The following is a 13,702-nucleotide window of genomic DNA, read 5'->3' as shown; positions in this document are numbered from 1 at the left end:
TTACGGATCGCCGCTTTCTTTGACCTTTTTCAAACTCAAGCGATTTCGCGTTCGTGGCTGAGATCGAAATAATGGGTCTGCAGGTAACGAAGCGTCGCAGCGCCGTCGACCGGCTTTCCGAAATAATAGCCCTGCCCCATGGCGCAGCCCAGCGCCTTCAGCTTCGCCGCTTCGGCATGGTCCTCGATACCCTCAGCGACAACACGCAGATCAAGTCCTTCGCACATGGCAAGAACAGCCTTGATGATATGTTCGGAAGCCCTATCCGAATTCATGCGTGAGACGAACGCCCGGTCAATTTTCACCTTGTCGAAGATGAATTCGCGTAAGCGTCCAAGGCTAGATTGCCCGGTGCCGAAATCATCCAAAGAGATGCGCACGCCGACCGCGCGCAAGTCGGTGATAATGCGATGGGCCGTCTCGGCTGAGCTCATGACCGCGGTTTCGGTGATTTCGAGTTCGAGACGATGCGGATCCAGGCCGGCGCGCGTCAGGATCGCGAGAATGCTGCTGCTCGTGCCGGGGTCCATCAGCTGTGCCGAGGAGAGATTGAAGGACAGGAACAATTCGCGCGGCCACGAGAGTGCTGCCTCTGCTGCTTTTCGCAGCAGGGTTTCGGACAGCGCGTCGATGAAGCCTCTCTCTTCGGCAAGCGGCACGAAGACAGCGGGAGAGACGAAGCCGAGATCCGGATCGTTCCAGCGCGCCAGGGCCTCGAAACCGAGAACCATGTTATTGGCAAGCGAGACGATCGGCTGGAAGTGCACGTCTATGGAATCGGAAATGATGGCATTACGCAGCGCCTGCTCGAGCTGCGTCGCCCGCCTCATTTCCTGTGCAATCTCCCGGGAATAGACGGTGATCTGGCCGCGGCCGCGACGCTTTGAGCGATAGAGCGCCGTATCCGCATTTTTCAGGAGATCGTCGAACTCCTCTCCGGCGAAAGGATGGATGGCGAAGCCGAAGGAGGCGGAAAGGCGGACATTGCGATCGCCGAGATCATAGGGTGCCGACAGCACTTCGCGGATCATCTGTCCGAATTTCTCGGCACCGACCCGTTCGAAAACAAGCGGCAGCACAAAGGCGAACTCATCGCCGTCATGACGTGTCACCAGCGCGCCATCGGGTATGCAAGCCTTGAGGCGATGGGCAACCTGACAGAGTATCTCGTCACCCGCTTCAACGCCGAACAGGTCGTTGATCGGCTTGAAGGCATCGAGATTGACGATTCCGATCGTAAAGGGTGCGGGATCGTCGGCACGTTCCAGCGAAAGCGCACGCGCGCGTTCACGCATGCGATATCGATTGCCGAGCCCCGTGAGCGGATCGGTATAGGCAATTGCTTGCGGTTCTTGACTGGCTGGCCCCGGCAGCATCTCAGTCGACTTCATATTTGGTTCCGACCTTTTCTCCACCCGGGGGAAAAGCATGCCGGGGAAGTCTTAATAAAGGATGCCAAGAAGACGGTCATTCGGCACCGGCGATAAGTTGCCGTCGGTGGTGATATCATCGTAGCATTTATCTATTTTGCGCCTTCAGGGCACCGCGCATGTATTTCTGGAAGACGGTCTCGATGATGTCGGGGCTTACCGGCTTCAGAATGACGTCGTCCATGCCGACCTCGGCGCATTCCTTGCGGTCCCGCTCGAAAGCCTGGGTCAGGACGCCGATAATCGGGGTATGGGTGCCGCTGCCCTTTTCCGCGCCGCGGATCAGCCGAGTGGATTCAAAACCGTTCAGCCCCGGCAGCGAAATGTCCATCAGGATCAGTTCCGGACGATGCTCCTGCCACAGGCGCACCGCCTCGTCACCGCTTGCGGCGATCACATAGCTGTATCCCAACCCTTCGAGGATCTGCGAGAAGACGATCTGATTGATGTCATTGTCTTCGGCGACCAGGATTTGCGCCCGGCGCTCCTCACCGGCCGCACGCCGCCATTCGGATGCAAATCCGGGTTCGACGATCTCGCCCAGTTCGCCACGGATGTTGCGATTGAAATGACGCGCGATCAGGAAGGCAAGCTCGGTTGCAAGCTGCGATCCATCCAACGACAGCGCGGTAAGGTTCTGCCGTTCGGCCAGCTCAATTCCGCGCTTGCCGAGCTGGTTGTCGACGATGACCAGGTCGATCTTGACGCCATGCGCGCTCGCCACGTCCAGAAAAGCCGCCTCTTCATTCTCGTTGTGAACGACGCAGGCTTCGAAGCCATATTTCTCGAGCGTCTTCAGAGCCGCCGTTTCGGCAGCGAAATCCGGCGTGACGACGAGCACCTTGCGGCCGTTGAAATTCTCCGGAACGAAGGTTTCCATGGCGGCCGGACGGCGAGAAATGGTCTGCAGCGCAACCATCGGAACATAGGCGCGGCGATAGGAGCGATCGCTGTTTTCCCGGATGCTCGATGCCAGTGCGAACTCGTCGAAATCACCGCCATCCTTGGGGAGGTCCTGCATGGTGCTGACCAGGAAATAGCGGCCGGGCTTGCCGATGCGCTGCTTGCGGGTGACGATGTCGCGCTCGACGCCGTCACGCGCAATCTGGCGCTGCCGGGAGATCGACATTTCGCCGGTCTCGATCACATGCCGGTCGCTCTCATGAAAGCGATTGGCGAGGTCGGTGGAGAAGATATCGATGCTCTTGCGGCCGCGCACTTCGTCCGCCGCCGTCTGGTACTTGTCGCAGAATGCCCGGTTGACCGCGACATAGACGAGATTCTGGTCCTTGACGAAAACCGGAAAGGGCAGGTTGTCGAGAATATCCTCGGTCAGCTGCACGCGCTCCATGTCGACGCGCCATTGCTCTTCGCGTTTCCTGGCTTCGGACACATCGGAGATGATGCAGAAGCCAATACCCGAGGATAGCCGCCGGTTGAGGACGCGCACCCAGCGGTCGTCGGCAAAGTGCTCGGTGGTCTCGAAGCGTTCGCGCCAATGCGAGGCTATGCGCTGCGATATCCAATCGTCACGGCTGGCGGCCGTTTTTGTCTGATGGCGTTGATAGCGTACACCGGTATCGAAGACGGCGCCCAGAAAATCGCGCAGCCGCGTGGAGGGCTGCAGGAATTCCGGTGCAATCGGGAAGAAGTTCAGAACCTGACGGCTGGCAAACAACAGCTGGTCGTTCTTGTCATAGGCGAAAAAGGCGCTGGAAAGACCATCGCAAAGGGCATCGAAGAACATCGTCTGCAGACTGCCGCCGAAAGGGGCATCAGCCGTCGTCATTGCCAAAGCTGCCTTTTCAATCTCGGCAGTCATTCGTCGGATTCCTACGCTCAACCAGTTTCACAACACGGCAAATCGACAAAGCGGCATTCGCTCTGCAAGGCAAATTCGTGGAAGTTGCATGCTGGCCTTGGCACTTGAAGCAGATGGCACCTGGCTCCATTCGAGTGATGGCCACCAACCTGCCATCGAGAGCCGTCAGCATGCACGAAACGCGCCACCTGCGGTCATTTCAAGTTCTGTCTCGGCAACCTGTCATCATTCCCTTAAACATTGATTAAATTTCTCAACAAAGCACGGGCGGGAAACGAGTGGGTAAGCGCGTGCGGATCGCCTTTCCTCTTTCCACACCGGCGCGAATCCACGAGAATGCAGCCATGGCCATCAAGCAACTTTCCGAGACCCTGATCAACCAGATCGCCGCCGGCGAAGTCATCGAGCGCCCGGCAAGCGCGGCCAAGGAGCTGATCGAAAATGCGCTCGATGCCGGTGCGACCCGCATCGAGATCGCCACCGCAGGCGGCGGTAAGGCGTTGTTGAGAGTGACCGACAACGGCTCGGGCATGGAAGAGACGGATCTGGAGCTCGCAGTCCGGCGCCACTGCACCTCGAAGATTTCCGACACGTTGGAGGATATCCGTACTCTCGGTTTTCGCGGCGAGGCCCTACCCTCCATCGGCTCGGTGGCGAAGCTTTCGATTGCAAGCCGCAGAGCGGGAGCAAGCAGCGGCGCCGAGATCGCCGTTGCCGGCGGCAAGGTTCTGCATCTGCGCCCAGCGGCCGCCAATCCCGGCACGATCGTCGAGGTGCGCGACCTGTTCTTCGCGACGCCCGCGCGTCTCAAATTCCTGAAAACGGAGAAGGCGGAGGCAGCAGCGATCACCGAGGTCGTCAAGCGCATGGCGATCGCCTTTCCGCGCGTGCGCTTCGTGCTGTCGGGCAGCGACCGCTCGACGCTCGAATTTCCCGCGACCGGAGATGATCATCTCGCGCGCATGGCGCAGATACTGGGTGCCGATTTCAAGGACAATGCCATCGCGCTAGACGCGGTGCGCGAAGATGTGAGCCTCACCGGTTTTGCCGGCGTGCCGACCTTCAATCGCGGCAACTCGGCACATCAATATGCCTTCGTCAACGGACGGCCGGTGCAGGACAAGCTGATCCTGTCGGCAATCCGCGGTGCCTATGCAGAAACCATCCCCTCCGGCCGTTATCCTGTCGCTGTCCTTTCCTTGACGCTCGACCCCGCGCTGGTCGACGTCAACGTGCATCCGGCGAAATCCGATGTACGTTTCCGCGATCCCGGTCTCGTGCGCGGCCTGATCGTCGGTGCCATTCGCGAAGCTTTGGCGCGCGAGGGCGACCGGGCCGCCACGACAGGCGCGGATGGCATGCTGCGCGCCTTCACCGCTGGCCGCTCCGGCTTCCAATCGGGCTGGCGACCCGCGCCGGCAGCGGCTCCATGGACGGCGGAAACTTCGCCATCTCGCCCCTACGAACGAGCCGCCGCAGCGGCGGGATATGGATTTGCCGAAAGACCGCAGGCCGCCTTCGACGGACTTGCCATGCCGACGGCTCGCGCGGAAGTCGCACCGCCGGTGGAGCCGGTACGGGCCGAGGAACCCGCTCGCTTTCCACTAGGCGCTGCCCGCGCTCAGCTGCATGAGAACTATATCGTCGCCCAGACGGAAAACGGGCTCGTCATCGTCGATCAGCACGCGGCGCATGAGCGGCTGGTGTTCGAAGCTATGCGCAAGGCCCTGCATTCGAAGCGCCTGCCCTCGCAGGTGCTGCTGATTCCAGAAATCGTCGATCTGCCCGAGGAGGATTGCGACCGGCTGATGGTGTTTGCCGAAGAGCTCGGCGAACTCGGCCTTGCTGTCGAACGCTTCGGCCCAGGCGCGGTCGCCGTTAGGGAGACGCCGGCCATGCTCGGCGAGGTCGACGCACAGGGCCTGATCCGGCAGCTGGCCGACGAGATTGCCGAATGGGATACGGCCTCGGGCCTTGCCGCCAAGCTGGAATATGTGGCCGCGACCATGGCCTGCCACGGCTCGGTACGGTCCGGCCGGCGCCTGCGCCCGGAAGAGATGAACGCGCTTTTGCGCCAGATGGAGGCAACGCCGGGCTCCGGACAATGCAATCACGGCAGGCCGACTTATATAGAGCTGAAGCTCACAGACATCGAACGGCTCTTCGGGCGTAGCTGACCGAAGCCGTTTCCAAAAGGAACTTTTCCGCGAAATAATAGTCAGGAAAGTCACGCACGCCGTAGCGACCTTGCGTGTCATATTTGACGCATGGCGCTGTAGTGCGGTATGGCAAACGGATGAGACAGATCAAGGACGGCATCAGATGAATCTTTTCGAGGGACATGGAAATCGCGAGGCAAAAATTCGCTACCTCGACGGCGATTTCCAAATCCTGATGCCGGGTTCTTATGTAGTCTGCGCCATGACCGGCAAGCATATTGCGCTCGATGAGCTGCGCTATTGGAGCGTTGCCCGGCAGGAACCCTATGCGGACGTCATCACCTCGCTCGAAGCCGAAAAGCGCGCCGGCGCGCTGCCCAATCAGAAGCGTTGATTTCTCTTCCTGAATAACCAGACGTGGCCCTAAGCCGCTTTGCTATTGCGCTTTTCCCGCAAGCGCCGCTCTCGTGCGGCTGCAATGGCCCTGTCGATGATCAGGGCTGGGGCATTGGGATCGTCAAAGACCATATCGATCTCGATCACCCGGCAGCGCTGCAGCAGTTCGTCGGCGCGGCCATGATGGCCGATCAGGCGCACGTAGTCCTTCGACGTGGTGACGATCTCCAGCCCTTCGCGCGCGGCTATGTCGAGCATGTCGGAAACGTCGTCTTCGACGGGATGTTCGTGGTCTCCGAAGCTGCGCCGGACGGCGATCTCAGCCCCCAGCGTCTCGACCGTGCGGAAGAACTTGGCGGGATCGGCGATGCCGGCGAAGGCAAGCACCTTACGTCCGCGCAAATCCTCCTGACCGCGCACTCTGACGCTCGCTGAAAAGAAAGGCTTCCCCGCCCTTGCCGCAAGACGCACAACGCGATCGGCGGCATTGCCCTCACCGACCTTCAAGAGAGCGGATGCATAAAGAAGCTGCGTACGCAGGGGTGCGCGCACAGGACCGCCTGGAACCAGGTAGCCATTTCCGATGCCTCTACCGGCATCGACCACCACAAGGGCATAGTCGATCGCAATCTGCGCGCTCTGGAAGCCGTCATCCATGATGATGAGATCAGCACCCTCGCGCACGAGCCTTTCCGCACCATCGGCACGGCGACGGGCAATGACCGTCAGCGCCTCGCGGGCGAGCAGCAGCGGTTCGTCGCCGACGGCCGTGGCATGATGATGCGTGGGATCGACGACTGTCGTGACATCAAGCGAGCCGCCATAGCCGCGGCTGAGGAACCCCGGCTTCAGCCCCTTCGCCTTCGCGGCCTGGGCGAGCGCGAGCGCCGTCGGCGTCTTGCCGGCGCCGCCGACCGTAAAATTGCCGACGCAGATGACCGGCACCGGCACGGAGGCGCGCTTGCCATGCACCATGCGATGTCCGGCGATACGGCCATACAGGAAAGAAAAGGGTGAGAGCCCCCAGGCACGCCAATCCGGCTTTCGCCACCAGAAAGGTGGGGCTTCCGATACCATGCGTCTAATCCAGCCCTATTCCTGTGCCTGCGACCAAGCGGCAAGAAAGGGCAGATTGCATGAAAAAGCAAGCCATTGCCGGGATCAGGCCGATTGCGCCACAGGCATGAGCAGGTTTTCAAGCTCGGTAATGTCGTTGAGACAATAATCCGATGCGGCCGTCAGCGTTTCGCGCGAGCCGGTGCCCGTCAGCACGCCAACGGTCAGGCCGACACCGGCGTTGCGCCCCATATGAAGGTCGTGATTGTTGTCACCGACGACAGCGACCTGTGCCGGCGAAAGGCCTGTCGCGGCGTAGAAGCCGAGTACCATGCCCGGCTCCGGCTTAGTACCGAAGCCGCTATCGTAGCCGGCGATGTAATCGATATAGTCGATGAAGCCGAAGCGGCGCGCTGTCTGGCGGATGGAGCGCTCATTGTCGCTGGAGGCAACGCCGAGCCTGTATCCGCGCTCATGCAGGCGCTGGAAGAAGGCCGCGAGATCGGTGACGGGCGAGGAGAAATCGGCCGCATGCGCAAAAAGCGCGTCGAGTTTTTCCACCAGCTCCGCGACATCCACTTTCGAGCCGGCAGCCACCAGGCCCTCGGAAATCTGCCGGGTGTTACCTGCCGCAAGCAGGCTATCCGGCACGATGTGGCCTGTGATCGGGTCCATGCCGCAGGCGGAGAGAAGATGATCGGCGAGAATGGGATCGTCCTGAGCAGCAATCCTGGCAAGCTCGCGATTGACCGGCAGCCAGCTCTGGTCATAGTCGAGCAACGTGCCGTCCTTGTCGAAAAGGATGCCCCCAATCGCTCCCAGCTTCGCCGCTGTCATACCCTTCCCTTCTTATCCGTTCGCCATCGTCTTCGGCATCAGCCGCGCCTTGACCGAAAGCGGATTGATATAGGGCTCCAGGCCCTTGACCGTTGCGGCCAGCGCGCCTCGCATTTCATGCACGGCTGCGAAGCCGGCGTCGATCATACCGCGTCGTGCCGTGTCGTTCGTGAGCAAATAATGCACGCCGCGCGCCAGCATCTCGGTATCGCGCACCATGCGGGCGCTGCCGCGGCGGGCGAGCAACTGATAAGAGTCACGGAAATTCTGGACATGGCCGCCCGTCAGGATCGCGCAGCCGAGCATAGCCGGCTCAAGCGGGTTCTGGCCGCCTTCATTGAATAGCGATTTACCCATGAAGGCGACTTCCGTCATCCGCAGGTAAAGCCCCATCTCGCCGATCGTATCCCCAAGGAAGACATCGACATCGGGCGAAAGGATGTCATTGCGGGTGCGGCGCGCCACTTTCAGGCCCTGTTCGACCAGCATCGCCTCGATCGCATCGCAGCGCTCGGGATGGCGCGGCACGATGATGGTGAGCTGACCGTTATGCTCCTTGAGCATCGAATGGACGGTGGCTGCAGCACCCTCCTCGCCCTCGAAGGTGGAGACGGCTGCCCAGGTCTTGCGGTCGCCGACCTGCTTCATGTAGTCGGCAAGCGTCGGCGCGTCATAGGACGGCGCGTCCGTATCCACCTTGAGATTACCTGATTTGAGAACCTGCAGGGCGCCGAGATCACGGAAGCGCTCGGCATCGAGGTCGGACTGTGCCACGACCAGCGCCAGATTTTCGAACAGCGCCTCGGCAAGCGAGGGATGCCGGCTCCAGCGCGCGAAGGATCGATCCGACATGCGGGCGTTGACGAGGATCTGCGGAATGCGCTTGCGGCCAAGCTCCATGATCGTTGTCGGCCAGATCTCGGATTCGGCGAAAATGGCGCAATCGGGCTGCCAATAATCGAGGAACCGCTTGATGGCAGGCTTGAGATCAAGAGGAACGTATTGATGGATCACCTCGTCGCCAAGCCGCTGATGCGCGACCTTGGCAGAGGTGATCGTACCCGTCGTCAGGATGACGTGAATGTCGCGGCGACGGATTTCTCGGATCAGCGGAATGACGGCCGAGGTTTCGCCAACGCTTGCGGCATGGAACCAGATCAACGGTCCCTGCGGGCGGTTGGCACTGGCATAACCCGAGCGCTCCAGCCTGCGGGAGCCATCTTCCTTACCCTTCGCCGCGCGCACGGCGAGATAAGGCCCGATGAACGGATAAACGGCAATTCCGCCGAAACGATAGGCGCTCAAGGCAAGACGCGCCCTGAGGCTACTCATTTCGACCGCCTCCCATCCCAGCTGATCATCATCTATGCCAAATCCCGATAACCACGCGGCCGAATAAGCAGCCGAATTTTCGTTCTTATTGTGTCAAAGATACTGCTTCATGGCCGGATTTAAAGCGACAACGCTTTCCCGGATAGAGATATCAAATGCAAAATTCGGAGTAATGCGACCTCAGGATGCCGCTTTTTCCTGCGGATCCAGCAAGCGATGCAGGTGGACAATGAAATAACGCATATGGGCATTGTCGACAGTCTGCTGTGCCTTGGACTTCCACGCCACCAGCGCGCTCGCGTAATCGGGATACATGCCGACGATATCGAGCTCATTGAGATTGCGGAACTGGACCTCTTCGAGGTTTTCCAATTCGCCGCCGAAGACAAGGTGCAGGAGCTGCTTTTTGCCGCTGGTATCAGTCATTTTCGTCTCTTTCTACTGTCGTCCCCCTCCGTCCTTCATCTGCGGGATTTTGACGGAAAGGTCAACCGTCTCGTCGGTTCGATAGTTGACGGAGGAACTCCGGTAATTGTGTTGCCGACGCACCGCAAAGTTCGTCATGGGATACTTCGGCGCGGTTGTAGCGCAAGGTCTTGCCGGAGAGATCCACGAGAGCGCCGCCGGCTCGCTCCAAAATGAGATCGGCGGCGGCGAGATCCCAGTCGTGGGAGTTACGTTTGACGATTGTTCCCTCAAGCCTGCCGTCTGCCACCATGGCAAGGCGGTAGGCGAGCGACGGCACGTGCTTCACCCGCTCGACCGTCTTGCGAAAATCCGGATCGAAGCCCTTCAGCATCTCCTCGCCGGTCGCAAGACGATTGATATCGTCGCCGACCCTCTGGGAAACGCTGATCGGCTCGCCGTTCTTCAATGCCTGCCCGCCGGCCGTCGCCACGAAGAGTTCGTCCAGCGCCGGCGCATAGAGGACACCCGCCACCGGCCGGCCGTCAGTGACGACGGCAACGCTGACGCACCATAGATCCAGGCCGGAGAGAAAACCTCTGGTGCCGTCTATCGGATCGACGACGAAGACGGTCGCGTGCTTCAGACGCTCGGCGTCATCATCGGTTTCCTCGGAAAGCCAGCCATAATCGGGCCTTGCGATGCGAAGCGTGGCGGCCAGGCTTTCGTTCGCGGCAAAATCCGCGGCACTGACCGGGGACTGGCCGTTATTCTTCCACCAGACTTCCGGCGATTGCCGGAAGAAACCGAGAGCGATCTTGCCCGCCTCGAGCGCGGCACCCACGATCAGGTCCACGTCGCTCAACTGGCCGGCCTTGCTATCGATCATTGACTAATTCCAATCTCCGCTCGTTTTTAGCGGCCCGCGAGCGTCATGCCCTCAATGGCAAGCGTCGGAGCGGCGATGCCGAAATCGCGGTCGATGTCGTTCGCCGGCGTCACGCGCATAAACATGTCCTTCAGATTGGAGGCGATCGTCACCTCCGAAACCGCGAAGGTCAATTCGCCGTTCTCGATCCAGAAACCGGTGGCGCCACGGCTATACTCGCCGGTGATCATATTAACGCCCTGACCGATCAACTCGGTGACATAGAAGCCCGCACCGACGCTGCGGATCAGTTCCTCGGGCGAAATATCGCCGGGTTCCAGCGCAAGGTTCGTGGATGCGGGCGATACGGACGTGCCGCCGCGCACACCGCGGCCGTTGGTCTTCAGCCCGCCGCCAATTTCCCGCGCCGTCGCCGTGGACAGGAACCAGGACTTCAGCACACCGTCCTCGATCATGACGAGCCGCTTGCCTGACACGCCTTCGCCGTCGAAGGGGCGCGAGGACGGGCCGCGCACGATCAGCGGATCGTCCGTGATCGAAAGGCCTGCCTTCAGCACCTGCTGGCCCATCTTGTCGCGCAGGAAGCTGGTCTTGCGGGCGACGGACGCGCCATTGATGGCGCCGGCGATATGGCCGACGAAGCCGCGCGCGACACGGGGGTCAAAAACGACCGTGACATTCTTGCCGGTCGGAACCTGCCGCGGATTGAGGCGTTTGACCACCCGCTCGCCGGCGCGGCGGCCGATCTCCTCAGCCGCATCGAGATCGGCAAAATAGAGACGGCTGTCGAAATCATAGTCGCGCTCCATGCCGGTGCCCTCGCCGGCAATGACGCTGACGGAGCGCCCGAAGCGCGAGCCCATATAGTGGCCGGAAAAACCATGCGAGGTGACGAGCACAAGGCCGCCCATGCCGGCCGAGGCGCCGGCCCCGGAAGAATTGGTGACGCCGGAAACGGCAAGAGCTGCCGCCTCGGTCGCAAGCGCCGCTTCGCGTAGCTGCTCCGTGGAAACCTCGGTCGGATCGAACAGTTCGAGATCGGGATAGCTCTTGGCGAGATCCGCCTCATCGGCAAGGCAGGCGAAGGGATCTTCCGGCGAAACCTTGGCCATGGCGACCGCGCGCTCGGCAAGAGCATTCAGATCGAAGCCTGGATTGGCCGATACGCTGGCGACGCGATTGCCAACGAAGACCCTCAGCGAAAAGTCGTCGCTCTCGGAGGATTCCGTGCCTTCCACCTTGCCGAGGCGTACGCTGACGGAATGGGCCCTCGATCGCACCACGACAGCATCGGCCGCATCCGCGCCGGCTTTCCGGGCAAGATCGATCAACTGGCTGGCGCGGGAAAGCAGAGCGGCGGAATCGATTTCAGAGGTCATGACTTGGCCTTTCCTTCGCGTTCCATTTATTGTGCACTACATAAAGCATCAAGTGCGGCAAAGCCGATTCTTGTTCTAATCCCTTCACGCATGGTTGTTTATCATGGCCAAGCGTCGCAACACCGCCTGCCCCACGGAAAGAAACAGACGATGTCCGCCCCCAATACGCTTTTCACCGAAACCCTGCTGCTGCTCGGCGGTGCCGTCGTCACGGCGCCTATCTTCAAGAAACTGGGGCTTGGCACCGTGCTCGGCTATCTCGCCGCAGGCGTCGTGATAGGCCCGATCCTGCACAGCATCAGTGACAGCGAGGCCGTGCTTGCGGTTGCCGAACTCGGCGTCGTCTTCCTGCTCTTCATCATCGGGCTGGAACTGAAGCCGTCACGCCTCTGGCAGATGCGCCGGGATATTTTCGGCCTCGGCACGGCACAGGTGGTTCTCAGCGGACTTGCGCTGATGGTGGCCGCATATTTCGGCGGCATTACGGGCTGGAAGGGCAGCATCATCATCGGCTTCGGCCTGGCGCTTTCCTCGACCGCCTTCGCGATGCAGATCCTCGAACAGCAGGGCGACGTCAACACGAAATACGGCCAGCGCTCCTTCTCGATGCTGCTGCTGCAGGATCTCGCCATCGTGCCGCTGCTGGCGCTGATCACCGTTCTCGACGGCGCGCAGGAAACCGCCAATCCCCTGCCGAGCCTGGCAATCGCCGTCGGTGCGGTGGCGGCAATGATCATCGCGGGGCGCTATCTGCTAACGCCGCTGTTTCAGGTGATCGCTCGCACCGGCGCCCGCGAGGCGATGATTGCGGCCGCCCTCTTCGTCGTCATGGGATCGGCAACGCTGATGCAGCTTGCCGGCCTTTCCATGGCGATGGGTGCCTTTCTCTCCGGCGTAATGCTGGCCGAATCCTCCTATCGGCATGAGCTGGAGGCGGATATCGAGCCCTTCCGTGGCGTGTTGCTCGCCATTTTCTTCATCGCCGTCGGCCTGTCGCTGAAACTCGACGTGATCCTCGACAACTGGGTGCTGATCGTCCTCGCTGTTCCGGTGATGATGTTCATCAAGGCGATCGTGATCTATGCGCTCTGCCGCGTCACAGGCTCCCCGCATAACGATGCCGTGCGTATCGCTGGCCTCCTGCCACAAGGCGGCGAATTCGGATTCGTGCTCTTCAGCGCGGCCAGCGCCAGCGGCGGGCTCTTCTCCACCAACACGGCATCGATGCTGATCGCCATCGTGACGCTGTCGATGGCGCTGACGCCGCTGAGTTCCGCGCTGGCGAAGCGGATGGTCAAGGGAGACGCGCAGGAAGAGCTGGACGAGGATTTCGAGGGCGCCGGCTCCGACGTGCTGATGATCGGCTTTTCACGTTTCGGCCAGATTGCCGCGCAGATCCTGCTTGCCAGCGGCCGCGACGTGACCGTCATCGATTTCTCCGCCGATCGCATCCGTCAGGCATCGAGCTTCGGTTTCCGCATCTATTTCGGCGACGGCACCCGCAAGGACGTACTGCGCTCCGCCGGCATCGATCGCGCCAAGATCGTCGTCGTCAGCACGCATCTGCGCGAGGTGACCGACAAGATCGTCGAACTCGTGCAGACCGATTATCCGCATGCGCGCCTCTTCGTCCGCTCTTATGACCGTATTCACTCGATCGAGCTGCGACACAAGGGCGTGGATTACGAGCTGCGCGAAACGCTGGAATCCGGTTTGCTCTTCGGCCGCCGCACCCTGGAAGCGCTTGGGGTCAGCGAGGCGGAAGCCTACGAGATCGGCGAGGATATCCGCAAGCGCGACGAGCAGCGGCTCGTGCTGCAGGTCAGCGAGGGGCTGCAGGCCGGCACCGACATGCTCTACTCGCGCCCCGTCAAGCCGGAGCCGCTGGTCAAGCCGAAGCGTGCGGCCGAAACCTACAGCGATGCAGACGATCTCGTTGCCTTGCCGCAGGAGGAGCCGGAGCGGGCTTAATCTTCGTACGGTCCTGGCGGAAACAC

Annotated in this window: 11 protein-coding genes; 3 read left to right on the top strand and 8 right to left on the bottom strand. The window is 61.1% G+C overall.

The genetic code is table 11. The features are described from left to right. Positions 1 to 35: 35 nt before the first annotated feature. Together FHX05_RS11160 and FHX05_RS11155 are read right to left on the bottom strand one after the other, a co-directional pair. Entirely contained in the window at positions 36 to 1,391 is a 1,356-nt protein-coding gene (locus FHX05_RS11160; RefSeq protein ID WP_183710967.1) for an EAL domain-containing protein, read from the bottom strand. A 127-nt stretch (positions 1,392 to 1,518) separates the two neighbouring features. Further along, positions 1,519 to 3,219, bottom strand: coding sequence for a response regulator (locus tag FHX05_RS11155; RefSeq protein ID WP_246698931.1), 1,701 nt, complete (start codon positions 3,217 to 3,219; stop codon positions 1,519 to 1,521). 377 nt (positions 3,220 to 3,596) lie between these two features. Between FHX05_RS11155 and mutL the strand changes: the two genes are divergently transcribed. Beyond that, positions 3,597 to 5,429, top strand: coding sequence for a DNA mismatch repair endonuclease MutL (gene mutL / locus FHX05_RS11150; RefSeq protein ID WP_183871671.1), 1,833 nt, complete (start codon positions 3,597 to 3,599; stop codon positions 5,427 to 5,429). A gap of 145 nt (positions 5,430 to 5,574) precedes the next feature. Further along, positions 5,575 to 5,805 carry a DUF2093 domain-containing protein gene (locus FHX05_RS11145; RefSeq protein WP_015338954.1) on the top strand — a complete coding sequence of 77 codons (231 nt, stop codon included), beginning with the start codon at positions 5,575 to 5,577 and terminating at the stop codon, positions 5,803 to 5,805. Positions 5,806 to 5,834: 29 nt separating this feature from the next. Here FHX05_RS11145 and lpxK read toward each other — a convergent pair whose 3' ends face one another. From lpxK to FHX05_RS11115, 6 genes are all read right to left on the bottom strand, one after another. Further along, the gene (gene lpxK / locus FHX05_RS11140) at positions 5,835 to 6,884 is read right to left on the bottom strand and encodes a tetraacyldisaccharide 4'-kinase (RefSeq protein ID WP_183871669.1); all 1,050 of its coding nucleotides are present in this window, start codon (positions 6,882 to 6,884) and stop codon (positions 5,835 to 5,837) included. An 84-nt stretch (positions 6,885 to 6,968) separates the two neighbouring features. Then, on the bottom strand, positions 6,969 to 7,700 hold the full coding sequence (locus FHX05_RS11135) for an HAD family hydrolase (RefSeq protein WP_183871667.1): 732 nt from the start codon (positions 7,698 to 7,700) through the stop codon (positions 6,969 to 6,971). 12 nt (positions 7,701 to 7,712) lie between these two features. Beyond that, positions 7,713 to 9,032: a lipid IV(A) 3-deoxy-D-manno-octulosonic acid transferase gene (waaA, locus tag FHX05_RS11130; RefSeq protein ID WP_183710981.1), complete on the bottom strand. Its 1,320-nt coding sequence runs from the start codon at positions 9,030 to 9,032 to the stop codon at positions 7,713 to 7,715. Between the two features lie 180 nt (positions 9,033 to 9,212). Further along, positions 9,213 to 9,458: a DUF4170 domain-containing protein gene (locus tag FHX05_RS11125; RefSeq protein ID WP_015338950.1), complete on the bottom strand. Its 246-nt coding sequence runs from the start codon at positions 9,456 to 9,458 to the stop codon at positions 9,213 to 9,215. Between the two features lie 61 nt (positions 9,459 to 9,519). Then, positions 9,520 to 10,326 (bottom strand): 3'(2'),5'-bisphosphate nucleotidase CysQ, encoded by an 807-nt coding sequence (locus tag FHX05_RS11120; RefSeq protein WP_183871665.1) that lies wholly within the window; start codon positions 10,324 to 10,326, stop codon positions 9,520 to 9,522. A gap of 26 nt (positions 10,327 to 10,352) precedes the next feature. After that, positions 10,353 to 11,705 (bottom strand): TldD/PmbA family protein, encoded by a 1,353-nt coding sequence (locus FHX05_RS11115; RefSeq protein WP_112608149.1) that lies wholly within the window; start codon positions 11,703 to 11,705, stop codon positions 10,353 to 10,355. 150 nt (positions 11,706 to 11,855) lie between these two features. Here FHX05_RS11115 and FHX05_RS11110 point away from each other — a divergent pair, with 150 nt between their 5' ends. Next, complete coding sequence (locus tag FHX05_RS11110) at positions 11,856 to 13,676, top strand: monovalent cation:proton antiporter-2 (CPA2) family protein (RefSeq protein ID WP_183871663.1); 1,821 nt, start codon at positions 11,856 to 11,858, stop codon at positions 13,674 to 13,676. Positions 13,677 to 13,702: the final 26 nt, after the last annotated feature.

The organism is Rhizobium sp. BK491, from assembly GCF_014194925.1.
Taxonomy (GTDB): domain Bacteria; phylum Pseudomonadota; class Alphaproteobacteria; order Rhizobiales; family Rhizobiaceae; genus Rhizobium.
This window is presented reverse-complemented; position numbering and strand designations above follow the sequence as displayed.